This is a genomic window from Vibrio harveyi (assembly GCF_030060435.1).
GTDB classification, from domain to species: Bacteria; Pseudomonadota; Gammaproteobacteria; order Enterobacterales; family Vibrionaceae; genus Vibrio; species Vibrio harveyi.
The window spans coordinates 812,679-838,287 of the sequence record NZ_CP125876.1 but is presented as its reverse complement, the minus strand read 5'-3'; the positions used below and the strand labels follow the sequence as shown (position 1 = coordinate 838,287).

General features: G+C 45.5%; 18 protein-coding genes. 9 read left to right on the top strand and 9 right to left on the bottom strand.

The window, feature by feature from the left end:
• Positions 1-64: 64 nt before the first annotated feature.
• From QMY49_RS20330 to QMY49_RS20310, 6 genes are all read left to right on the top strand, one after another.
• Complete coding sequence (locus tag QMY49_RS20330) at positions 65-904, top strand: hypothetical protein (RefSeq protein WP_005447451.1); 840 nt, start codon at positions 65-67, stop codon at positions 902-904.
• A gap of 12 nt (positions 905-916) precedes the next feature.
• Positions 917-2,041, top strand: a complete 1,125-nt coding sequence (locus QMY49_RS20325; RefSeq protein WP_283316437.1) for a BamA/TamA family outer membrane protein — start codon at positions 917-919, stop codon at positions 2,039-2,041.
• A gap of 9 nt (positions 2,042-2,050) precedes the next feature.
• Positions 2,051-3,115: a DUF4056 domain-containing protein gene (locus tag QMY49_RS20320; RefSeq protein ID WP_283316434.1), complete on the top strand. Its 1,065-nt coding sequence runs from the start codon at positions 2,051-2,053 to the stop codon at positions 3,113-3,115.
• Between the two features lie 320 nt (positions 3,116-3,435).
• Entirely contained in the window at positions 3,436-4,740 is a 1,305-nt protein-coding gene (locus tag QMY49_RS20315) for a dicarboxylate/amino acid:cation symporter (RefSeq protein ID WP_005447448.1), read from the top strand.
• 334 nt (positions 4,741-5,074) lie between these two features.
• Positions 5,075-5,617 carry a DUF6795 domain-containing protein gene (locus QMY49_RS27285; protein WP_038898262.1) on the top strand — a complete coding sequence of 181 codons (543 nt, stop codon included), beginning with the start codon at positions 5,075-5,077 and terminating at the stop codon, positions 5,615-5,617.
• Positions 5,617-6,810, top strand: coding sequence for a lipase family protein (locus tag QMY49_RS20310; protein WP_283316431.1), 1,194 nt, complete (start codon positions 5,617-5,619; stop codon positions 6,808-6,810). Before QMY49_RS27285 ends, QMY49_RS20310 begins: the two co-directional genes overlap by 1 nt.
• Positions 6,811-6,813: 3 nt before the next feature.
• Here QMY49_RS20310 and QMY49_RS20305 read toward each other — a convergent pair whose 3' ends face one another.
• The 4 genes from QMY49_RS20305 to QMY49_RS20290 form a co-directional block, all read right to left on the bottom strand.
• The gene (locus QMY49_RS20305) at positions 6,814-7,188 is read right to left on the bottom strand and encodes a YkvA family protein (RefSeq protein WP_283316429.1); all 375 of its coding nucleotides are present in this window, start codon (positions 7,186-7,188) and stop codon (positions 6,814-6,816) included.
• A 222-nt stretch (positions 7,189-7,410) separates the two neighbouring features.
• Complete coding sequence (locus tag QMY49_RS20300; protein WP_283316427.1) at positions 7,411-8,535, bottom strand: M20 family metallopeptidase; 1,125 nt, start codon at positions 8,533-8,535, stop codon at positions 7,411-7,413.
• A 9-nt stretch (positions 8,536-8,544) separates the two neighbouring features.
• On the bottom strand, positions 8,545-9,012 hold the full coding sequence (locus tag QMY49_RS20295) for a YjiG family protein (protein WP_005374849.1): 468 nt from the start codon (positions 9,010-9,012) through the stop codon (positions 8,545-8,547).
• The gene (locus QMY49_RS20290) at positions 9,012-9,752 is read right to left on the bottom strand and encodes a nucleoside recognition domain-containing protein (RefSeq protein WP_005437881.1); all 741 of its coding nucleotides are present in this window, start codon (positions 9,750-9,752) and stop codon (positions 9,012-9,014) included. The genes QMY49_RS20295 and QMY49_RS20290 overlap by 1 nt, the downstream gene beginning before the upstream one ends.
• Positions 9,753-10,174: 422 nt before the next feature.
• Between QMY49_RS20290 and QMY49_RS20285 the strand changes: the two genes are divergently transcribed.
• Together QMY49_RS20285 and QMY49_RS20280 are read left to right on the top strand one after the other, a co-directional pair.
• Positions 10,175-10,498, top strand: a complete 324-nt coding sequence (locus tag QMY49_RS20285; protein WP_005447443.1) for a hypothetical protein — start codon at positions 10,175-10,177, stop codon at positions 10,496-10,498.
• Between the two features lie 90 nt (positions 10,499-10,588).
• Complete coding sequence (locus tag QMY49_RS20280; protein ID WP_188014499.1) at positions 10,589-11,305, top strand: DsbA family protein; 717 nt, start codon at positions 10,589-10,591, stop codon at positions 11,303-11,305.
• Positions 11,306-11,416: 111 nt separating this feature from the next.
• Here the strand turns inward: QMY49_RS20280 and QMY49_RS20275 are convergent, their stop codons facing one another.
• From QMY49_RS20275 to QMY49_RS20255, 5 genes are all read right to left on the bottom strand, one after another.
• Complete coding sequence (locus tag QMY49_RS20275; protein ID WP_029788346.1) at positions 11,417-13,477, bottom strand: alpha-amylase; 2,061 nt, start codon at positions 13,475-13,477, stop codon at positions 11,417-11,419.
• Between the two features lie 191 nt (positions 13,478-13,668).
• Entirely contained in the window at positions 13,669-14,346 is a 678-nt protein-coding gene (gene mtgA / locus QMY49_RS20270; protein WP_069217727.1) for a monofunctional biosynthetic peptidoglycan transglycosylase, read from the bottom strand.
• 177 nt (positions 14,347-14,523) lie between these two features.
• On the bottom strand, positions 14,524-16,752 hold the full coding sequence (gene glgB, locus QMY49_RS20265) for a 1,4-alpha-glucan branching protein GlgB (protein ID WP_283316419.1): 2,229 nt from the start codon (positions 16,750-16,752) through the stop codon (positions 14,524-14,526).
• Between the two features lie 225 nt (positions 16,753-16,977).
• Positions 16,978-19,158 (bottom strand): 4-alpha-glucanotransferase, encoded by a 2,181-nt coding sequence (malQ, locus tag QMY49_RS20260; protein ID WP_283316418.1) that lies wholly within the window; start codon positions 19,156-19,158, stop codon positions 16,978-16,980.
• 375 nt (positions 19,159-19,533) lie between these two features.
• Positions 19,534-21,987: a glycogen/starch/alpha-glucan phosphorylase gene (locus tag QMY49_RS20255; protein ID WP_005447423.1), complete on the bottom strand. Its 2,454-nt coding sequence runs from the start codon at positions 21,985-21,987 to the stop codon at positions 19,534-19,536.
• 567 nt (positions 21,988-22,554) lie between these two features.
• Between QMY49_RS20255 and malT the strand changes: the two genes are divergently transcribed.
• The gene (gene malT, locus QMY49_RS20250; protein ID WP_005447421.1) at positions 22,555-25,263 is read left to right on the top strand and encodes an HTH-type transcriptional regulator MalT; all 2,709 of its coding nucleotides are present in this window, start codon (positions 22,555-22,557) and stop codon (positions 25,261-25,263) included.
• The last annotated feature ends 346 nt before the right edge of the window (positions 25,264-25,609 follow it).

The following is a 25,609-nucleotide window of genomic DNA, read 5'->3' as shown; positions in this document are numbered from 1 at the left end:
TCATAAGCTAAAAGTAACCTATCTTCCGCTTACATTGAGATCGCCACGATTTATGAAGTGACTTATGAAATTACCTTCTTTGCTTGTTGCTGCATCTTGCTTGTTTACCGGAGTCGCGAATGCGGATTCCATTTCTCTTCCTATTTGGAAAGAGAAAGCAGAGGCGCTTGGCTACAATTTGCCAAAACCTTTCGGTTTAAACCTCAGCTATATGAGTATGGAACAAGGCATCAATGTCGACTCTATCGCTTTAAAAGGCTTGGGCGGGATTGAAAAACTAGTCGATATGCAAGCAGAGCCAGGTAAACAAGCCACCGATGTAATGACATTGCGTGCTGATGTCTGGCTATTTCCTTTCTTAAACGTTTATGGCTTGATCGGCACGCTCGACGGCTATTCAGAAACGGATGTAAACGTCAAAGTTAAGTTGCCGTTTGTGAAACCACAACGTATTGAGAACTTTCGCCTAGACCTTGACGGTTACACCAAAGGTCTTGGCTTTGTACTTGCCGGCGGCTACGACCAATGGTTCGCACTGGTCGATGCAAGTTACACTCAAACCAATTTAACCGTTATTGACGGTTCAATTGATGCGCTTGTTGTATCTCCTCGTGTTGGTTACGACTTCCATCAAAATGGCGTGCCAATTCGATTTTGGGTTGGTGCTATGTATCAAGATGTCGAGCAAGAACTCTCTGGTTCACTCAAAGATCTTGGACTACCACAATCTTTAGGTGGCGTAATCCCATCAGGCGCGCGTTTTGAAGTAAAACAGCGTTTAGAATCTGAATGGAACACCATCGCAGGCATGCAATACCAAATTAATGAAGATTGGTACCTTTTGGGTGAAGCCGGTTTTGGAGATCGTCAAAGCATCTTCTTCTCTTTAGACCGTCGTTTCTAGGGTAACGAGAAGATGAAAACCTCTTATAGTCTTGCGCTCACCGCGCTGCTTAGTTCGTCATCTGCTTTTGCTATGCAGCAAGACGAAAGTAGCTTAATGGATGACATCCTGACCAAGCTTGGTTCAAGTGAGACCGTGGATGAATCTAAGTTAATCGACTGGGGCGTATTACCAGGTCCTTTTGTTAACCCAGAACAAGGGTTTGGTATTGGCGTTGCCGCAGTGGGGTTGTACACGCCTTATGACTGGCAAAAAGGCGATCCTTACTCGACCGTCACCGTTACTTCTTATGGTTCAACCTCAGGTTCTTACGGCTTGGGGTTAAACAATCGCACCTATTTAAAAAATGACAAAGTCCGTCTTTTAGGTGAGGCATGGATAAGCCATACCCCCGGTTACTATTGGGGTATTGGCAGCCAAGCCGCAGAAAACGAGAACAACAAAGTGCAGTATGAAGGGCAACGTTTACAGTTGAGCCCAAAAATCGCCGTTGAAGTCGCGCCAAATACTTACGCCAAACTTGGCTGGCAATGGCAGTCATTCAGTAAGGTCGACGGTGTCGATGGCGATATTCTCCCTTCAGAAGTTGCCGATGCCACCAGCAGTGGTGTCTTAGTTGGAATGGAATACGACACGCGTGATTTCGAACCGAACCCAATGCGTGGACAGTTTCTCGATATTGAATGGATAGCGAACCGAGATTCACTCGGTAGTGATGAAGACTACGACAACCTCGTTGCTAACTATCGTGTTTACCAACAATGGTCTGACACTACGATTATCGCAATGGAGGTATATTCACAATCGATTTTCGGTAACGCTCCTTGGTTTGATTACGCCCAGCTAGGTGATGACCAGCGTATGCGTGGCTACTACCAAGGGCAATATCGCGATAAACACCAGCTTTCTACACAAGTAGAGATTCGCCATACCATTGCAGGTCGTCATGGTGTGGTTGGGTGGCTAGGTGCCGGTAATATCGCACCGACTTATCACGACCTCTTTAAAAGTAGCTGGTTACCTACTGTCGGGGTTGGTTATCGATTTGCCTTTAAGGCACGTATTAACGTACGCGTCGATTTGGGCGTTGGCAAAGACAGCACTGGTTTTTATTTCCAAATTAATGAAGCATTCTAGGAGTAGGGTTTGAAGAAAGCAGCACTATTACTACTGAGCCTTTGTAGTGGACTCGTCCACGCGCAAGAACTGAAAGCACCGGTTGGCGTAAGACCGTGCTGTGCATTTGGTGTCGATCTCAAAGCGCAACTAGGAAGCGTGCCTATTCCATTCTTTTCTCTTGAGAATGTCTTATCCAGCAACGAAGTGGGTACTCACCACTATAACGATGGCAGTGAGTCTGTCTCTGGTAGCCTGCTAGGTCTGAATGAAGAAGCTAACGGCATTATCTTTACCGAACTAGGCGGGTTTATTGATACTGCCCACGTCCGTGATACCGCAGATTACACCTATTATTTATTCACCCTAAATCAACATTATCTCGGTCGCGCAGCGCATCTGGACTTGCCTGAAGAACTTCGTGTTCGTCGTATTCGTTGGTATGAACAAAAAGAGAAGCTTAGCGAAGAAGAGAAGCTAGATCGCAGTGCTCAAGCAGCAGCGCTAACCGCGTTTCGACTGGCTCAATGGCATGAAATAGCTCAGTGGTTCGGTATGGTGTCCGTTAGCGGATTTAAAGAGCTGGCATCTGCCTTTTCATCCGAAGACCTCTACTCCAACATGCTCGGCGCAAAATTAGCCAAGCAAGTATTACTGGACAACCCCGAGCTCGATCAAAAAGGCTTTTCTAGAGCCATGGACAGCGCTTTCAAACAAGCTTTAAAGGATTTAAAAGCTCAATCGAAAGCGATAACGAAACAGAAAATCCAGCAACTCGATGGTGATTGGTGGGATAGCTCGCGACGCTTACCTGATAAATGGGTAGTTCGATTCCGAGATTACCATATGGCACTGAACTTAACGCCCAACTACTCTGGTGCAAACCATGAGCTTTCGTTATCCGCGACCTTTGCCGATCAACAACCAATTGACCAGTGGATGAGCGTAGAGTTTAGAGCAAGCGACAATGAAAAAGCCTTCTCAGCACTGCCTAAGTCTCTGACCTCAAAATCAATTTGGACACCTAAAGATTATCAACAGATTTCAGATTTTGCTCGTACCATCGATAACCAAACCCGCCCTCCGTTGAAATAACACCGCAATAAACAACTGAATAAAAGATGCCTAGTTATGCACTTAGCATCTTTTACCTCATCATTATGCATCCAGTTTTCTACCAATAAAGAATGTAAGAATTCATTTCTATCGGTTGTAAATTCGATAAATTTGTTAATCAACAAACTTTTCAACCAGCCTTTTAGTTACCATTTAGTTAATATTCTATTTTTTAAAGTGACTAACTTCACATCTATCGACCATTCAGAGGATTATTCTTTCGTATTTTCACACTCCGCTGCTAATCTGCACGCCGCCTTGAAGTGAACTCAAGGTGCATAACTATAAGGAGTGTTCTCATGAATACCAAGAAACCGATGTCGCTCACCAGCCGCGTAATTTTGGGTATGGTAGCGGGTATCTTGACAGGATTTGCAATTCGCACACTTTTTGCCGACAACGGATTTGTCGACGCATACATTGTTAATGGATTATTCGAAGTTGGTGGGCAGATCTTCGTTGCCAGCTTAAAAATGCTTGTTGTACCGCTAGTATTTGTTTCGCTAGTTTGTGGTACCAGCTCTCTAAAAGACCTATCTACATTGGGTCGCATGGGTGGTAAAACCCTTGCTTTCTACGTAGCAACAACCGCTATCGCAATCACACTTGCTCTAACCATGGGTACGCTATTCCAGCCGGGTGCTGGTGCAGACCTAACCGCAGCAAGTTCATTCAAATCAGCAGAAGCGCCATCTTTGGGTCAGGTGATCATTGATATGTTCCCGACTAACCCAATCAGCGCAATGGCAGAAGGTAAAACCCTGCAAGTTATCGTGTTCGCCGTCCTATTCGGTATCGCGATCAGTGCAGCAGGTAAGCCAGGCGAGCGTATCGCAGCATTCTTCTCTGATCTGAATGAAGTAATCATGAAATTGGTTGCGATTCTGATGAACCTTGCGCCTTACGGTGTGTTCTTCCTAATGGCGAAGCTGTTTACAGGTCTTGGTCTAAGCGCAATCTTCAACCTTGCTGAATACTTCGTAGTACTAGCAGGTACGCTATTGCTGCATGGTCTTGTGACTTACAGCTTGATGCTAAAAGGCTTCACTGGTCTAAACCCAATTACGTTCCTACGTAAGATGGAAGACGCAATCATGTTTGCTTTCTCTACTGCATCATCGAACGCGACCATTCCAGTGACAATGGAAACGGCTAAGCACCGTATGGGTGTTGAGAACCGCGTATCATCGTTCACAGTACCGCTAGGTGCAACCGTGAACATGGACGGCACGGCGATCATGCAAGGTGTAGCGACAGCCTTCATCGCACAGGCATTCAACATTGACCTAACTATGGGTGACTACCTAATGGTTATCATGACGGCAACATTGGCGTCTATCGGTACCGCAGGTGTTCCTGGTGTTGGTCTAGTAATGCTAGCAATGGTATTGAACCAAGTAGGTCTGCCACTAGAGGGCATTGCACTTATCATGGGTGTTGACCGTCTACTTGATATGATTCGTACCGCAGTAAACATCACCGGTGACAGCGCAGTGACTATCATTGTTGCTAAATCAGAAGGCGCACTGGATGAAGCTCGCTTCAACGATCCAAAAGCTGGGGTCGCCGAAGAAGAAGTGCATCTGAAACGCGCGGAAGCTTAAACCCTTCCAAACTCAATTATCCTGTCTAAGCAAAAACCACCTTATTCTGAGGTGGTTTTTTATTTCCAATAAACCCGAAATCAAAAAGGTTTAGATACAATTCTCGTCCCCCGAGGTTGTTTCAATTACTAATCGGTAAGTAGTTAGATTCTATATTAGTTCATCTAGAGGGTTAAGATAACTGGTCTATGTTTATCACTTTGAAAATGATATATGGGACATTTTCATCATATAGAGATACAAATTCCATTATCAAATTAAAGATCAAAACCAAATCGCGATAGATAGTAGTCTGATAATTAAGTTGGTACTAAGATACACACATCATAATTTCATGTTTAAAAATAGTCTTTTTTTATTCATTTTCTCATTTCCAATACTTGCATTAGGTTTCAAAGAAAGTATGTTCGATTTTTTTAAGAAATTTAAATATACATTAAGCCCAGAGATAAAAGGTACTTTAGTTCTTGATCAAAGACCTCTAGAAAATGTAACGGTTTACTTAGAAGCTAATTTTTTAAAGAATAATTACAAAAGGAGTTCAAGTACTAATGAGTTCGGTGAATTTCACTTTAAACCAGTCATACATTCTCAAAGGTTCAAAGAATCAGCTTTGAATCAAACATATTCATATATCGGAATATATACCTATATAAATGAAGAAAAGAAATATATTTGGGAGTCTCAGTTAAACTACGTTTCACCACCTATATTTATAGAGGACAACTTAAGTAATCTTTACTGTGAGCTTGAAGATACCGAGTTTCGATACTTTTTCAAGAATATAAACCTAGATAATGCTCGAGATCTAATGGTTATTAGCAACTGCAATTTAAATGGATTTTTATATAAAACAGAGTTTACGGAGGATACATAATGCCGTCTTTAACACCAAAACTTGCGTCAGAGATCGCGAACATACCGTATGGAGTATATCAGGGGCAAGGGAGACTAGCGTTTAAGGGACAAGGAGGTTTTGAAAAACACTTTGTATTTTCGCAGCAAGATGTTTTTAGTGGCCGAACTGGAGGTATCTCAGGATTAGATCGTATACCATTGTTTAGAAAAGTGGTACCTGGTGTAATGAGAACATCTGAAGCGTTTGCGGTAATTGGTATTGGGAAAGGAAAATATAAGGGAGATTTAGTAATTTCCATTAGAGGGACGCAAAACGCTAATGATTGGGTAACCAACCTAAATGTCGGTCTTAAAGGCTCTCCAAATGGCTCTATCGCTCATGCTGGATTTATTAATTCATTTTCAAGTATCAAACCAAGCATAAAACAATATTTACAGCAATGCCAAATTTTACCTAACCGTATTCATTGTGTTGGGCATAGCTTAGGAGGAGCTCTGGCTTCATTATGTTCTGATTGGCTGAGAGAAGAATATTCATTACGAGTGAATTTATATACTTTTGGCGCACCTAGAGTTGGTTTAGAACAATATTCCCGTAAATCTAGTAAAAGCAACGACAAAGTATACCGCTGTACTCACGGCGCAGATCCTGTACCTAAAGTACCTGTCTGGCCATTTATTCATGCTCCATATAATGGCGATGAGTACCGCTTAGACGCTAGTTCTGGCTTTAATTTAAATGCTCATAGTATGTCTAGCGAAACAAGTTTAGGGTATTTAGATAATGCTAACTCCGAAACGTGGGGAGCAATAAAAGTCAGATCTAACAAGTACTTGTATACACCTACTAGATTTAAGTTTGAACACAGAAACCAAGCATCATTTACAGAGTATTGGTCAGAAAGAATTCAAGCAGCGTTAATAACCTTATTAAAAGATACTGGCTTGTTTTCAGCAATAGCAGCCCAAGCCACAGTATCTACTGGAATGACATTTTATGATATACTCGCCAGAAATATAGAAAAAGTAGCTAAAGCTTCTACAGTAAGAGAATCACAAGTCAAAGGGCTGTTAGGCCATATGCTAGTGTTTATTGGAAAACCAGTAACAGCAATTGAAGATATGTCTGCAAAGTTTATTAGAAATGTTTTTCTTATGGTATTTGGAAAACTTTATCGAGCAGCACAAATGGCTATTAGTGCTGTACAATAAAACTTAATCTGACATCGAACTCAGCTTTTCTCTCGCTTGTTCTTCATGCTCGTCGGTGATGGCATTGCCGACCGAGTTCGCCGCTAGGGTAAGTGCAGCCATGTCATCGGTAAAGCCGACACCTGCTAGTACGTCTGGTACCATATCTGTTGGCAGGACGAAATAAGCCAGTGCGCCACCTAAGATAGCTTTGTGGCGAACAGAGGTATTGGAATCTGCCATCGCAAGCCATGATTTGATGCCCATAACAGCAATCTCTTCGCCTGCTTTCTTGACGGAATTTTTCATTTTACGCCAGAAGGTTTTCTCATCTGGTGCTTGCATCGTTTGGTCTAAGACGTCATCGGACGCCGAATTTACAGACATGCTTGTGGTCATCGTGCCTCCTAAACTTATGACTGTGGCATAGATATTAAGACGATGAACCTGAACGTAGGATTAATAGCGAGTAATGATAATGAAGAAAGGAAGCCAATTGGCTAGATAAAAAAATCCCCAAACCGAAGTCCGGGGATTATTGCTTTGGAGACAAAAAGTCTTGGAAATCAGCTGGTTTTGAAACCAACAGCTTTGAAAACCAAGCTTTAGAAGCAGAATGCCTTATTGAGCAATCTTCTCCAATACACGCATCAACATTTTGATACGTGGTTCGATAGACTCAAGCAACAAGTACTCTTGGTCACTGTGGAAACCCGCACCAATAGGCCCTAGACCATCCAAAGTTGGAACACCAAGAATGGCCGTGTTATTTGCATCAGAGCCACCACCCACTTCTTTCCAGTTGATGTCGATCGCCAGTTCACTTGCGGCTTCTTCAACTAATGTCATCAGGCTTTCCGTTTGAGCACTTGGCACCATAGAAGGCTTATAAGCTTCACGAACCAACTCAATGCTCACGCCATCAACGAATGGTGTTTCCAGCATGCCATTTAGCTTGCTATCGACATCATCGTATTCTTCGTTGCTCCAGAAACGCACATCCACGATCGCTTCAGCATGTTCCGGAACTATGTTCGCACCGTTACCACCAGAGACAATACCGACGTTCAACGTGGTACCAGATTCAAAGTTGGTCATTGCATTGACAGCCAAAATCCAATTCGCCATCTCAGTGATTGCGCTGCGACCGTTTTCTGGCTCGTTACCTGCGTGAGCAGCAACGCCATTAAAGGTCATTTTGTAGCGAGCCATGCCTTTGCGCGCTTTCACTAAACCGCCGTCTGCACGTGCCGCTTCTGCAACCAGAACATTCTTTGCGTTTTTCGCAACTGATTGAATCCAATCCACAGAATCCAAAGAGCCAGTCTCTTCATCTGGGTTCATGCAGATAGCGATAGATAACTTATCCAACACCGCTTGGTCTAGATTGCGCATCGCGTATACGATGTTAAGCAAACCAGATTTCATGTCAGACACACCTGGACCGTAGGCTTTCTCTGCATCTTGAGATATTGGACGAAGCTCAGCGGTACCCACAGGGAACACGGTATCCATGTGACCAATTAGCATCACATCGATTTGCTCAGCTTCCGGCTTATTTCGAACTTCAAGACCAACACCGGCTCTGCCACAGTCGATGCGTTTTATGCTCCAACCTGACATCGCTTGGTACTTCTCTTCAAATTGAGAAGCGATGAACTCGATACCATCAGTAGTGTAAGTGCCACAATCCACATTGATTAGCGGACGTAGCTCTTCTAGATATTCATTTAGAGAGAATTGCATGACTCACTCCTAGACAAACAGATTCATCACTAGCATTGCGCCAAATGCGTTCAATACTGAGATTGCAATCATAACTGGGATGTAACGACCTTCAGTACCAATTGGGCCCATGATACGACCCATGTACTGAACTTGAGAGCCCATTAGGTAGATAGCAGGCGCAAGAATCGCAATGTGCGTGCCGTTCAGGATACCTTGGTCAAACAGTGTAATCACTACGCCAACCGCGCCGCCCATCGACATCCAAGCCCCGATCAATACCGCTGCTGCTTCACCCGGAAGACCAAACACTGCCATGATTGGAGAGAACACAGTGCCCATCAGATCCAGCGCACCAGTGATTTGCAGCGCTTTGATGATAACGAACGCCATCAATACGTTAGGCACCGTAGAGGTAGTCGCAATCACCCAACCTTTCTTAGCACCTTCGACGAAGATATCCGTCACCATTGGTTTTTTCGCTTTAACGTCACCCATTATGCCGTCTCCTCTTTTAGGTTCTCTGATTTGTTTTGGTCTTGCTTGTCTTCTTTACCTTCCGTCATGTTTAGGTAGATACGGAACAGGTTCGCACCAATGATCTTAAACGCGAACATCACCACAACCGCCAAACCAATAGAAGAAGTTACTGCTAGAGAGCCGTCAGCCATCGTCAACGTGAACAATACCGCACCCGATGAGAAGAAGTTCACGATGGTTGCACCCGCAGTGAACTGGAACATTGTAAATACGTCCGTTTCACGCTTAGTAAGGTGACCTTCATCTTTTAGTTGACGCGTCATAGCCGCACCTGCATCGGTACTTTGCAGAGAAGCAATCAGAGCCAGACCAGAGTTACCAGGGATGCCCATTAGAGGACGTAGAAGAGGAGTAAGAAGCTTACGAGCGGCTTCAAGTGCACCGTAGTGCTCAAGTACGTTGATCATACCTAACGCGAACATAACGGTTGGAATCAAAGTAAGCGCAAAAATGAAACCGTCACGAGCACCGCTACCACCAGTACCACGGAAAGATGTGGTCGCAGCTTGTACCGCGCCATCTGCACCTTCCGTCACGCCGTAAGCGACTTTACCGAAAGAACCATTAAGCGTTGTAAAGTCGAATACACCGTACCATTCGTTGGATTGCATCAGACCAGAAAAGAACACAACCGCAAACGCGAGTGCAATGTAACACCCGATCGTCACCTTGCGTTCAGCATGAACAGGGCTTGTCATAAATTCACCTATATATGTGGAACAGAACGCATAGATGATCCCCTGAACGACGTGCTAGAGAGATGATCAAAATCAATCCATTTACCGAACAGCCGTGCTGCTTAGTTATGAAGTTTTATTTTATGATTTGAATCACATTTAAAAGATAATAAATATTTATGACCAAGATAAGGTAGATTTATCTGAGAATCAGCAAGTTCAATCCATTAACAAAGCAAGTTAAAGTTTGGAACAAGTTTGCTATTAGCCACATTCTCGACGTGCTTCATGATTTGTTGCTTATTCAAGATTTCTTGACCGAAAACTAACAAATTTTCTGTGCAATTTAATTTAGGGTGGTGCGGTCATTACTTAGAGACTTACTCAGGGTTTGCCTTTTGCTTCGATCACAATCCAACATCGCTCGATGGACACTCGCCCTTGTGGCTTGGGTTGTCGTGATCTGTTTAAGTAAAAATGTAGGTCTCTTTCAATCTTGTCCTCTCATTGGCGATCAAGTGACGACTGAGCATGCCACTGGGCAACAGCAAAAGAGCGAAAAAGGACTGACTAAGCAGTGTGAATTGTCTGAAAAACTGATTCAGGTTTCACAAAACCATCTCGACAGCTTCATTGTCCCCTTATTCCTATTTGCGTTTGTCTTGCTGTCTATCAGTGGCAGCGAGCGCAATGCTTTCCGCCATCATACTGAACCGATACCCGACAAATATCGGGTGCACCTCAAGCTATGTGTGTTTAGAGAATAAAATCCGATTGCTATTCATCCCCAAATCAATTGTTTTATTTTTAATCACTTCGCACAAGAAACGCGAAGAAAAAGAGTTTTAGGAAAAATCATGAAATTCACTCGCACACTATTAACTGTGGTTATCGCACTTGTTCCGCTATTTTCACACGCAGCAGAAAAAACGTCAGAAGAGAAGCTGCAAGAAATTACTCAACTGCTGAAAGAAAACCCGCAGCTCCTCGACGCACTACATCAGAATCTGCAAGATTATGTCGCTTATCAAAAGACCTTCAACGCGACATTGGATGAAGCACGCGCGTATTTGAATGACGGCAAGCACTCTTACTTTGGCGCTGAGAATCCAGAGCTGACAATCATCAACGTGACCGATTACAGCTGTCCTTTCTGCAAACGTCTTGAAGGGGAGTTGGTGAAGGTTGAGAAAGAATACCCACAGGTAAAAGTGCTGAACATGACGGTATCGTTCAAAGAACAGTACGAGAAGAACGGTTACAACTCGGCAAGTTACGCATTGAACGTATGGCAGAACCAACATGACAAGTACAAAGAAGTGCACGACTTGTTAGTGAAGAAGCCGGGTCCACATGATGCAAGTTCACTACAAAAAATCGCTAAGAAGACCGGCACAGAAGCACAGCTTGTCGACGACAAAGAGACCAAAGCATTATTGGATAAAAACTACGAGTACTTCACTCGCTTAGGTCTACGAGGCACACCAGCGATCATCATTAATGACCAAGTCATTCCGGGTTATGTACCTTTCGAGGAGCTTGAGAAAGTCATCGACCAAGAGCTAAAGAAATAACTATCGAAATCGATAGCTATTGAAATAGTAAGTAAGCATCAAAACAACAAAGCCCTTCCCTGAGAACTCAAGGAAGGGCTTTTTCTATCTAGGCTTAAAACGAAGTTCTAACTACTTGTCACGCCCCACAAACGCCACAACGACTTTGTCATTGCCAAGTGAACGAGAGAACACGTACGCGCCTTCTTGTTCAATCACTTGATGCTGACCCGCACCAATCGCTGGATGCGCTTTACGGAACTGACCTAGAGTTTGCCAGTGTTTGAGCAGCGCTTGCTTCTCATCAGATAGCTTCCATACCATGTCAGAGCGTGTGCCTTGGTGGAAATCATCCGCGTAAGGACCAATGTTACGACCCACTTCGTCACCGTAGTAAACCTGAACAGCACCAGGGCTTAGAAGCAGTGCATTCGCGGCGTTACGCTGCATGCCATAGTCTTTGAAGCGAGAGAAGAACAGCTCGGTATCGTGAGAAGACATGTAGCTCACTGGGTTGAAGTCTTTCTCGTTGGCGATTGTGTCTGCGTAACTTTGGTAGGTGTCTGCCATTTGGCTGAAACACGCCGCGCCTTTATCTAATTTCTTCTGCATGTCGAAGTTAATCAACGCATCAAAGCCATCGTCAAAGTAAGGGCTGCGATAAGCGGTATGCCCCCATACTTCACCCATCATCCAAAATGGCAGACCCGATTTTCCGTTCTCTTTGCGCCACTGCTCTAGACTGCTTGATGCTTCTTCTTTCAAGCGCTTCCACACATCACCTTCAACGTGCTTCACCGTATCAACACGGTAACCATCAATACCAAAGCGTTTCACCCAATCAGTTTGCCACTCAATCAAGTAATCGGAAACGGTGTAATTGTCACGCGCTTCTACACGTGTGCCGGGGTTATCCAATAGCCATTGCGCTGGCTTCACGGCTTTGTCTGATTCAGTGATAAAGTCAGGTAAACCCGCCAATGACATAGTGATATCGCTGCTGCCCGGAGCAGGGTAGCCCGGCAAACCGGTTCTTACCCAATCACCGCCCCACCATTTCGCCCAGTTTGGACTCTGGTAATCAATATTCTGGTGGTAGCTATGCCAATTTTCGCCCGCTTTTGGTTGCCAATCCCCCCACTTCTTCGGTAGGTCAGCGTTTGGCTTTAACACCTCAATACCGTCAAATTGCAAATCGGCTAACGTTGAGTAGCCAGTGTGGTTGATTACCGCGTCCATCAAGACTTTGAGACCACGCTTATGCGCCTCTTCCACCAGCACTTTAAGGTCATCTTCGTTACCAAAGTTCTCATCAATCTTGGTGAAATCACGCGTCCAGTAACCGTGGTAAGCATAGAACGGGAATGAGCCGCTATCGCCGCCGCCCACAAAGCCGTGTACTTGCTCAACGATTGGCGATAACCAAATCGCATCTGTACCTAGGCTCTTGATGTAATCCAGTTTCTCGATCACGCCTTTTAGATCACCGCCGTGGAAGGTACCGATCTCTTCTTTGCCGTCTTTCTTGCGCCCATAGCTATTGTCATTGCTCGTATCGGCGTTGTTGAAACGGTCGACCATCACGAAGTAAATGTTGGCATTACGATAATCAAACGGCACTGCTTCTTTGGTTTTCTTCACTGGCTCTAGTAGCACCAAACCGCCAGAGTCTTTGCTTGGCGTCAGCGATACTTGCTGATCTTTTACTTCGACCATTTGACCAGAATAGGCATCACGCAACTTGGTGCCATCTGGGAAACTGTCACCTAACGCGATGGTGACTTCGCCGCCTTGGTAAACCTCACATTGCACTTGTGGGATTGGGCGTTTGAATTCTGTCTTGGCAGCTTTCTTAGGTTCACGCTTGAAGCGCAGTGTTTTCGCTTCCGCATCAAAAGCGAAAGAGTAATCGCCAGTAAAACGGATTTTTAACGGCAATTCCGTTGGCTTTCCACAATTCAGCGCGATCGGTTTGTTGAATTTAACTTTCTGACCATCGGGCGCAACGCAATCGCCTTCAACGCCAGTGATTTTAAGCGTATAGCCGTCTTTGGTTAATGGCACAACCAAAGGCTGCTCTGCACTTAAAGGAAAGTCACGGCTGTTGGTCGTGGTAGATATGGTGATGTTTGGCTCGGCGATGGCACTTGCCGATGCAAGCAATAAGGTAGTCGTAATCAGATTCAGTTTCATCGTTCAGTCCATTGGTTGCGCATAGACGCAGTATTCGTGTTGTAGTTTTATTCACACTAATAGTAAATGGATGAAAAACTGAGCACATCATTCTATAAGGCTACGCCCTAAAGCTTGTGACGCTTCACATTTTGCCTTTATCGGGGCGTAGTTCTATTTACGGACACAAGATAGTTAAGGAAAAGAGAAACTTATAACTCGACGTTGCCAAGATTGCGCATTTGGGTCAGAGCCCAATTGGTGCGATGTTGAGTGTAATTAGTGTGCGGATACACTTTGATCTTGTAAGGATTCGGCAGAACCACCGCTAACCTCGCCGCTTGCCATTGGGTCAGTTGGCTAGCCCGAATGCCGTAATAGTTTTGTGCTGCAGCTTCGATACCGTAAATACCGGGACCAAACTCCACGACATTCAAATACACTTCGAGGATGCGTTCTTTACTCCACATTGCCTCCATTAAAAGAGCAAAGTAGAGCTCGTACGCTTTGCGCACATAAGAGTGTGAAGGGAACAGAAATACGTTCTTTGCAGTTTGCTGAGTAATCGTACTTGCACCACGAGAAGGTCCGTTCTCGCCGGCTTGTGAGATAACAGAAAACAGTGAATCAAAATCCACCCCATAGTGATGAGGAAATTTCTGATCTTCCGTAGCCATCACCGCAAGTTGGATATTTTTTGAAATCTGAGGCAGCGGTACCCACTCTTGCTGGCTACTCTCTGGATAGCCTTCTGGTGGCGAGATCATGCGGCTGATCTTCCATCCCCATAGAGGCGGATTCACGTATTTGACGAAGCCCACCAGCAAAACGGGAGTCAGTAACAAAACCAATGAAATTTTGAATAGAAACGACTTCAGTCTTTTCAGCATGCTTTATTTGCCTAGCCAGAGTAAGGAATACGCCACTTTTACACGTGCGAGTGTTCAAGTAAATGGGAGCGAAGGTTGCCTGATTCAAGGTAGAACAACAAGTTTACAAGGTCAAAAATTGGTTAAAAAAAGCCCAATTTACAATGTAAACCGGGCTTACTGTTTGATTAATGAAAGTTATTTCGTCAGTTTATAGAATACTGTCGATAGAGGTGGTAAACGCAGCTCAAGAGATTGAGGTAACGACTCGCTTTCTACTTCTTGCGTTTCGACTCTGCTTAGTACCTCAAAGCCGCTACCGTCGTATTTCGCGTCGTCAGTATTCAACAGAAGTTCGTACTTGCCTTCCATCGGCACACCCAAACGGAAACGCTCATGAGGCACTGGTGTGAAGTTACTGATCACCAATACACGTTCGCCATCTTGGCTAATACGTTCGTGCGCAAGGATACTTGCTTCCGCTTCATCTTGCAGACGCCATTCAAAACCAGCAGGCACACAATCTTGATCGTGCATCGCCGCTTCGTCACGGTACAAGTGGTTCAAGTCGCGAATCAGTGCTTGCACACCTTGGTGGCGACCAAACTCAAGTAAGAACCATTGTAACTGGTCATCGTGATTCCACTCTGCGGTTTGACCAAGCTCTGCCCCCATGAAGTTTAGCTTCTTACCCGGTTGACCATACATGTAACCGTAGTAAGCACGTAGGTTCGCCGTTTGTTGCCACTCATCACCTGGCATCTTGTTATGGATAGAACCTTTGCCGTACACCACTTCATCATGAGATAGCGACAGTACATAGTTCTCGCTATGTGCGTAAACAAGCGGGAACGTGATGGTATTGTGGTGGTATTTGCGGTGAATAGGATCTTCTTGGATGTAAGAAAGACTGTCGTGCATCCAACCCATATTCCACTTAAAGCCAAAGCCTAAACCGCCCATAAATGTCGGTGCAGATACGCCCGGGAATGCCGTCGATTCTTCTGCAATGGTCATTGCATTCGGGAAGTGCTTGTACACTTCTTCGTTCATCCACTTCAACGTTGCGATCGCATCGTAGTTCTCGTTGCCGCCGTCCACATTTGGAATCCACTGATCGTGACTGCGTGAGTAGTCTAGGTAGAGCATCGACGCAACAGCGTCCACACGGATACCATCAATATGGAATTGCTCAAACCAGTACAGCGCGTTAGACACAAGGAAACGGCGCACATGCTCACGACCTAGATCGTAGATGTAAGAGTTCCAGTCTTGGTGCCAACCGCGGCGAGGATCTGGATCGTGGAACAGTGGTGTGCCATCAAAGTTCGCTAAACCATGATCATCCGATGGGAAGTGCGCAGGTACCCAATCCAGTACCACGCCCAAGCCAGCTTGGTGACAGGCATCAACAAAGAATTTGAAATCATCTGGAGAGCCGTAGCGACTCGTCGGCGCAAACAACCCTACAGGTTGGTAACCCCAAGAGCCAAAGAACGGGTGTTCTGAAACTGGCATCAGCTCAACGTGGGTGTAGCCCATATCCACAAGGTAAGGCACTAACTCAGCCGCGAGTTCACGGTAATTTAGGAAATCCCCATCTGCGTTACGCTTCCAAGAACCCGCATGCAGTTCGTAGAAAGATAAGGCTTCATCACGTTTCTGTGTGACGGGACGATTTTGCCACTTTGCATCTTGCCATTGGTAACGGTTGTGATCGTAAGTGATCGACGCGAATGATGGGTATTGTTCAGAGTAGAAGCCCCAAGGGTCTTGCTTATGAGGGAGCCCTTCCCCATTTGGACCTTTGAGTTCGAATTTGTATTGTACGCCCTCTTCCAAACTAGGAATAAACAAGCCCCAGATACCGTAGTCGAGGCGTTGCATTGGATGGCGACGACCATCCCACTGGTTGAAGCTGCCCACTAAGCTGATTGCAGAAGCATGAGGGGCGTAAACAAGGAAGCGCACACCAGAGATATTTTCACCACCGCGTTCGATGGTCACAAACTGCGATCCCATGTAGCGGTACATGTCTTTTGGCGTGTGCAGGTGCTCGTATTCTTGATAAATGTTGTGGTACTGGTAAGGGTCGTCAATGAGCTGTTCCACGCCATCCCAATCCACAGCAAGTTGGTAGTGAGTTAGGTGCAGGTCACGCTTCTCTTTCAAGATGAAGCCGCTCTCGCCTTCGCGTTCTAACTCAACACGAGGTTCACCGCTGACAACCAATTCAACTTTGTCTGCACCCGGCATCCAAACTCGTAACGATCCTTCGCCATCATCGATGAATGGACCAAGTGACGCAAATGGGTCTGAGTAAGCCGCCTCAGCTAGTAATTCATAGACGCGTTCGTATTTTTTCTTTACCTTGTTTTTCAAATCTTTCTCCCTAGCACCGATATTCTCCTTATGGTTTTTGAACATCGGATTTCCTCAGCCAAACGTTGTGAATTCACACAATTATAAAAACCGCACTCTATCCAAGAGATGAATAAAATAGCGTCAAAAAACAAAAATGCCCGCTATTGTTGCGGGCATAATAACGGTACTTCATCCTAACGGATTGTGCCGATTTAATGAGTGACCTAGGCTGTACTTTCGTACCTCAGCGCAATTAAATTCGCGAACTCCTACATCACCCATTCCACCTTATTTGCTCGCTTTCGCACGCACTTCAGTGAGGCGCTTAGAAATACGGTTAACGTCTTCACGGCTGAAGATTTCGTCAAGGTTCATCGATAGTTTACGACGCCAGTTTGGATACTCGTCAACAGTACCTGGAATGTTTACCGGTTGGTCCATTTCTAGCCAGTCTTCAAGCTGAACACTTAGTAGTGCTGAGTCACCCGCAGCCACATGCAGTTGCAATGCTTCACTTAGGTAACCATCCATTGGTACGTACTGCGCATCATGACCGATACCTTCTGGTAGGTAACCATGCCAACGAACACTGTCTAGGATGCCTTGTTTGCACTTCAAACGGTCATCAAACAGACCTTCCAGTTGTTGCTCGTCTGGGTACAGACCGATCTCTCGACCCATCTTCAAGTCATCACAGTGCCAGAAGCCACGTAGGGTTGGCATATCGTGCGTACACAATGCCGCCATAGACTGCTCAGCGTAATGCTTCGGAGAAATGAAGCCGCCGTCGTCTTTTGATGTTTCGAAGAAGAATACTTTGTATGAGTGAACACCTGCGTCACGAAGGATATCAACGATTTCATCAGGCACGGTACCCAAATCTTCACCGATTACAGAACACTGATGACGATGAGATTCTAGCGCTAGGATTGCTAGCATATCTTCAACTGGGTAGTACAGGTATGCACCTTCTGTCGCCTTCTCACCTTTTGGAATCCACCAAAGGCGAAGCAGACCAAGAACGTGGTCAATACGCAGTGCGCCACAATGCTTCATGTTTGCACGTAGCAACTTGATGTACGCGTCGTAGCCTGTCGCTTCCAACACTTGTGGGTTTAGCGGAGGCAGACCCCAGTTTTGCCCCAGAGGACCAAGGATATCTGGTGGCGCACCGATGCTTGCATCCAGTACTAGGTTGCCATCATCAGCCCAAGTCTCGCTGCCTGAATCTGCAACACCAACAGCAAGGTCACGGTATAGACCAACCGCCATGCCTTTTTCTTCTGCAAGAGCCTGTGCTTCTTTGATTTGATCGTCTGCAATCCACTGTAGGTACATGTACAGGTGAACACGCTCAGAGTTGTCTTTGATGTACTTCTGAGTTGCCGCAGCATCAAACGTACGGAATTTCTCAGGGAATACCGGCCAGCCCCAAACACTTGAATCTTCAGCGTGTAATTCACCATGCAGAGCATCAAATGCCGCTTGGTGAAGTAGGCTCTCACCGCCAAGTTCTACAAACTCTAGGAACGCGCGCGCACGATCAGTGTTCTTGTCTAGATGACGTGCTTTGAACTCGCTAAATAGCAGCGGAAGAATGTTCATCTTAAGCTCAGAAACCTCGGTGTAGTTCACCCAGTGTGCTTCACGAGCTTTTTGCAGACGCTGTTGGAACTCAGCGCTGCCAACGCGTTGTTGTGCTTCTGCACTTAGTGCAAATTCAGGCACAGAGCTTACGTCGATGTACATGATGTTCAGCCAACGACGAGAAGACGGGCTGTATGGGCTCGCACCTTCAGGGTTCGCTGGGAACAATGAATGAATTGGGTTCAAACCAATGAAGTCACCGCCACGAGAGGCGATATCACTGACCAACTGCTTAAGGTCACCAAAGTCACCGATACCCCAGTTGTGCTGAGTACGCAGTGTGTAAAGCTGAATGCTTGGACCCCATAGCTTTTTATGTTGGTTTAGATCTTCTTGTTTGAAACACGCTTTCGGTGTGATGATCAGCGACATTTCGTAAGGTGTCTTACGACGTTTACGGCTGATGATCAGTTTGTGGTAACCCCATGCCAAATTCTTTGGCAATGCAAACACTAGAGGGCCACCCTCAGCTCGTTCATCACGAACAATTTGCGACTGAAGATAGCCTTCAAGTACCTCTCCTTGTTCTGTTTCTAAACGCCAGCTAAATTCACTCTCACGAGCACTCGTACCTAGGTTTAGTTCCACTTCGACTGGGTCGCCGTCGCGTAAAACAAGAACAGGGGCTAGTACGTCTTTCTTATGTTTTTTCTCAGCAGAAGCCAATAGCTTCTCATCGCTGCTAGTATCGTAGCCAAGTGAAGTGAGCAAGCGGCGTAGTGTCTCCTCAGAAACTTTTGCCTCGTCTCCCCACGCGCTGACGTAGCTATCAGCTAATCGCGCCATGTCTGCGACTTTCTTTAATGCTGTTTGTTCTTTCATCGCTTTCTCCGAAGGTAATACCGACACCTTCCATGTAGGGTTTTATTGTTATCAATAACTAATTCTTGAAAATGACCAAAGGCAGCGCTCGGCTACCTTGGTCTTATACCCAAGTGACCTCAAGATGCACAGTTCAGAGCGTTGTCATTGATTCGAGTTCAAGGAAAACAACGCCGTGGAATAGCAGCCTCTTTCCTAGTTGTTTGACACCGAAATCGGGTCAATGACACGCTCCCAGAGGGCGAGTTGCCTTGTCTTACATGCTTCGTTAACAATTTTTGATATAGAACCACTATATCTTCAAATCGTTGCCTTGCCTGAAAACCAAGTCAATCTCGCTGAACAAAGCATCCTGGGGTTACTTGGGTATCACTTTTAACGTTTTACCGCTTCTAGTTTCCAGATGTTGTTCACATAGTCACGAATTGAGCGGTCTGATGTGAACTTGCCAACTAGGGCAGTGTTAAGAATGGCTTTCTTAGCCCAGCCAGCTTGGTCTTTGTATTGTTTGCCCATTTCTTCATGCGCTTTCACATAAGATGCGAAGTCAGCAAGACATAGGTACGGGTCACCGCCATCGAGTAGGCTATCGAATGTAGCGCGTAGTAGACCTGGTTGACCTGGCGTAAACTCATCACCTGTTAGTAGGTCTAGAGACGCTTTTAGTAAGTGGTCAGCATTGTAGTAGTCGTAAGGGTTGTAGCCAGCTGCTTTAACCGCTTTCACGCCTTCAACATCAAGACCGAAGATGTAGATGTTCTCGTCGCCCACTTCTTCGCGAATCTCAACGTTAGCACCATCCATCGTACCGATAGTTAGGGCACCGTTAAGAGCCATCTTCATGTTACCTGTACCAGATGCTTCTTTACCTGCTAGAGAGATTTGTTGCGAAACGTCTGCCGCAGGGATGATGATTTCAGCCATGCTCACGCGGTAGTCAGGGATGAAGACCACTTTCAGTTTGTTGCCGATACGTGGATCGTTGTTGATCTTCTCTGCAACCTTGTTCACTGCGAACATAATTTCTTTCGCTAGGTGGTAACCTGGAGCAGCTTTCGCAGCGAAGAAACATACGCGAGGCTCACACTCGAAACCAGGTTCGTTTAGGATGCGGTGGTATAGAGACAGAATGTGTAGCAGATCTAGGTGCTGACGCTTGTACTCGTGTAGACGCTTGATTTGAACGTCGAAGATAGCGTTAGTATCTAGTTCGATACCCATGTTATCTAGAACCCAATCAGCAAGACGCTGTTTGTTTTCTTTCTTAACAGCCATGAACTCTTTTTGGAATTTCGCGTCTGTTGCGTACTTAGCGATACCTTCTAGTTGCTCAAGTTTTGCTGGCCATTCAGGACCGATCTTATCGGTAATTAGCTTAGATAGACCTGGGTTACAGAACTTCAACCAACGACGTGGCGTGATACCGTTTGTTACGTTATGTAGACGAGTTGGGTACATCTCGTGGAACTCTGGGAATAGGTCTTTCTTAACCAACTCAGAGTGAAGTGCTGCTACGCCGTTAACTGCGTAAGAACCGATTACACATAGGTTTGCCATGCGAACCATGCGGTTGAAACCTTCTTGGATGATAGAAAGCTTAGCTTGCTTCTCACCGTCACCAGGCCACATCTTACGAACTTCTTGTAGGAAGCGGTGGTTGATTTCAAAAATGATTTCCATGTGACGTGGGAGTAGACGCTGGATTAGCGATTCTGGCCATGTCTCTAGTGCTTCAGGAAGTAGCGTATGGTTAGTGTACGCGAAAGTCTGAGAACTGATTTCCCAAGCCGCTTCCCAAGTCAGACCTTTCTCGTCCACTAGGATGCGCATTAGCTCAGGAATAGCAATCGTTGGGTGCGTATCGTTCAGCTGGATAGTCTCTTGCTTCGGTAGATCCGCTAGCGAGTAGCCTGCTGCTTCGTGGCGACGTAGGATGTCGCGTACAGATGCTGCAGAGTGGAAGTACTGTTGCATTAGACGCAGTGTTTTACCTTTCTCGTGGTTATCGTTCGGGTAAAGCACTTTAGTGATGTTGCCTGCGTCGATCAGTGCGTGCTGAGCTTCGAAGTAATCACCGTTGTTAAAGCTTTCTAGTGAGAACGGTGCAATTGCCTGACATTCCCAAAGACGTAGAGGGTAAACAGTATCTGATTCGTAACCTACGATAGGCAGATCCCAAGGCATTGCTTTTACAGACATGCCAGGAACCCATTTACGAACTTCTTTACCGTTTTCGTTTACCACTTCAACGTGACCGTAGAAGCCGATTTCTTGCGCTAGCTCTGGACGAGCCACTTCCCAAGGGTAACCTTCTACACCACGCCATGCGTCTGGTGCTTCTTGTTGACGACCATCTTTAAACGACTGCTTAAATAGACCGTATTCGTAGTGTAGGCCGTAACCTACTGTTGGGAATTCTTGAGCCGCACATGAATCCATGAAACATGCAGCTAGACGACCTAGACCACCGTTACCCAGTGATGGGTCGCGCTCTTCTTCTAGAAGGTCTGTTAGGTTGTGACCTAGCTCAGCCATCGCTTCAGTGATCTCTTCGTAAAGACCCATGCTGATTAGGTTGTTACCAGTCAAACGACCGATAAGGAATTCTAGTGAAAGGTAGTTAACGCTTTTCGCTTCTTGGATGCGAGCGTCTGCTTCAGTAGCAAGCAAATCACAAGTCGTAAACTCAGCCAATGCACGACCCATTGCTAGGTACCATGCGCGGCTATCTGCATTTTCAACCGTGTGAGCGTAAGTCACAGATAGATGTTTCTTTACGCTTTCTTGGAACGACTTCTTGTCAAATTGTTTCTGTTGAGTAGGTTTCATTAAGAAATTCTCACGTCTTTTAGTAATTCATCTGCCATACATCGTGCATTTCCCTCTGTGAATAAACATCCTCCCATTTGTCCTCCCTACAAGGAGGAGGGGGTAGGGCGTAGAGGGCGTAAGCTTGCAAACTTAGTGATCCAAATCGCAACACGGCAGCCTATAACCCTATTCTTAGTGATTCGGATCACAGCCATCTGTGAGAAAGATTAAAATTTGTTCATGACGTTTTTTATTCCCCCTTCCTACTCCAATGTAAAAACTGTCTTATCGATCACATTACGTCTTTTAACATTGATAATTTCTCCTTAATAGATGTGCAACTCTCTCTACATGGGATCAATACCATCGATGTTTAAGTGACCAAAATCACAAATAAAGGGCGTAGTTGGTGGCATTTGCATCAACTCTTGAGAATTAGGAAGTGGATCAAAGTAACAACCAATTCTGTTGTCGTAACATCCAAAACGACTCGCAAGCCTGTACACTTTTTATACAAACTAGAATTTAGTGGTGTGAGTCAGTTTCTAGTTTCGCTAGCTCAAAAAATTAAGGACAGAATTTATAATGTGGATTCCATCTAAACTTACTCGCCCAGGTCGCCTGCACAACGCAATCGTCCGTCCGCGAGTGTTGGACTTACTGCAACAAGCGCCTTACTACAAACTGGTATTGTTTCGCTCGCCGGCTGGTTACGGGAAAACCACCATGGCGGCACAGTGGCTGTCAGACAAACCCAATGTAGGTTGGTACAGTATCGACGACAGTGATAACGATGGTTTCCGATTCGTTAACTATCTACTGCAAGCTTTAAACAAAGCGACCAACTACAACTGCTCTAACGCTCAAAAATTGGCTGAAAAGCGTCAGTTCTCTTCTTTACGCTCTTTATTCAGCGAAGTTTTCGCTGAAATGGCAGATTTTCAGCATGAGTGTTACGTCGTACTCGATGACTACCATCTGATCACTAACGACGAAATTCACGAGTCCATGCGTTTTTTCTTAAAGCACATGCCAGACAACCTTACTGTAGTGGTTACTAGCCGTGCGGCACCGCCATTAGGCACTGCGAACCTTCGTGTCCGTGACTTGATGATCGAAATCGGCAACGAAATGTTGGCATTCGATACCGAAGAAACCACACGCTTCTTCAACCAACGCATTGCCGATGGCATCGATGAAGACATGGCGAACAACTTACGTACTTACGTTGAAGGTTGGCCATCAGCGTTACAACTTATCGCCCTACAAGCACAGCATCAGAACCGCACTCTGGCACAAACCGTAGAGTCGGTGTCTCAGTTTAATCATGCACACTTATGGGATTACTTAGTCGAAGAAGTCTTTGATCTACTAGACAAAGAGACACGTCATTTCTTAATGCAAGTGTCGGTACTCGACCATTTCAACGACGAACTCGTCTTTGCATTGACACAACGTGAAGATGCACTCGGCATGATTGAGTCACTCAATCGATACGGCTTGTTTATCTATCCACTGGAAGGTGAACAAAACTGGTTCCGATTCCACAATCTGTTTGGCGAATTTTTGTCGCATGAACGTCAAGCGCGTATTCCTCAACAAGAGAAAGATCTACACCGTAACGCAGCTGTCGCCTGGCTAAAACAGAAAGCACCGCATCAAGCTATTCACCACGCACAGAAATCTGACGACACTGATCTAATCGTAGAAATCTTGAATGAATTTGGTTGGAAGATGTTCAACCAAGGTGAGTTAACAACGCTAGAAGCGGCGATCAACCAGCTTGATAAAGACTTACTCTTCAGCCACCCGAAACTGTCGATGTTGCGCGCATGGTTGGCGCAAAGCCAACACCGCTACAACCAGGTTGGTGAGCTACTAGCAGAAGCCGAAGAAGAGCATAAGAAACGTAATATCGAACTTGATTCTGGCTATCAAGGTCAAGCTAATGCCCTACTCGCTCAGGTTGCAATCAACAGCAACCAACCAGAGCGTGCATTAGAGTTAGCCGAGTTAGCACTGAGCCAACTTGACCCAACGGTGTACCGCAGCCGTATCGTGGCGACGTCAGTCGTTGGTGAAGTAAACCACGTACTGGGTAAACTTGACCGCGCATTACCAATGATGCAACAAACCGAAAAACTGGCACGTCAGTATCAGGTTTACCACCAAGCGTTATGGGCAATCTTGCAACAAAGTGAAATCATGATCGCGCAAGGTTACGTCCAAGCAGCATTTGAGCTGCAAGATTCCGGCTTCCGCTTGATTGAAGATCAACAGCTTCAGCATGTTCCTCTTCACGAGTTTTTATTACGAATTCGCGCGCAAGTATTGTGGTGCTGGAACCGCTTGGATGAAGCAGAAGAGTGCTCATACAAAGGGCTACAAATTCTAGAAAACCACTCACCAAGTAAGCACTTACATAGCTACTCAATGTTGGCGCGTATTGCGATTGGTCGCGGTGAATTAGACAAAGCGGGTAAGTTTATCGAACACATCCAGCACTTGATGAAACAATCCACTTATCACGTAGACTGGACGGCAAACGCATCGCTCTCTCTGATTTTGTTTTGGCAAGCTCGTGGCAACACAGAAGCAATTCAAGAATGGTTGAACACCGCAGTTCGCCCGGAATCAGCGTGTAACCACTTCTTGCAGTTACAGTGGCGCAATATTGCTCGTGCTCACATCAACCTTGGCCAATATGGCGAAGCGCGACAAGCTTTGGACTTCCTACAAAGCGAAGCTCGTCGTACTAACTTGGTGACCGATACCAATCGCAACCTTGTGGTTGAAGCGGTATTTGCCGCGCGTCAGAAAGACGAAGAGCAAGCAAAAGCACTATTGAAAGAAGCACTAGTGATGACAAACCAAACCGGTATGGTCGGCAACTTCTTAATCGACGGTGCAACGATTGGTGGTCTACTAGAGAAGCTAAGTCTTCGTCATGAGCTGGGCGATTTAGAACGTCACCGTGCTCAGCAATTGATGAAAGACATCTCTTCAAACCAACGCAGCCGTTCGATTCACTTTGATGAAGACTTTATTGAGAAACTGGTGAACCACCCGAACGTGCCGGAGCTGGTTCGAACCAGTCCACTCACGCAACGTGAATGGCAAGTGCTTGGTTTGATCTACTCAGGCTTTAGCAATGAGCAAATCGCTCAAGAGTTAGACGTAGCAGGCACAACGATTAAGACTCACATTCGTAACTTGTACCAAAAGCTCAACATTGCAAACCGTAAGGAAGCGATTGTGACGGCGGAGAACTTGCTGCAATTGATGGGTTACTGATCACTCGAAAGAGAGTAGCTAAACAGGGGTTGGCGTATTGCGTCAGCCCCTTTTTTGTGGGCATTCATGCAAATTGCAAAGCCTGTAAGGAACGTTGTACATATATACGACTTGGAAAGGGTTGGCTATTACACGGCGTTGTTTTCATTGCGCTCGCATCAATAACAACGCTCTGAATCCTGCATCTCAAAGTCACTTGGGTATACGACAGACAAAAAAATAGCCAACCGCAATTAAGGCGATTGGCTTATGTATGATGTGAACAATGTATATTCACTAACAACGTCAGTTGGCTAGGTGACCCTCGGCTTAAGAAGGGTCGAAAAGGATTATGCATTAATCATGC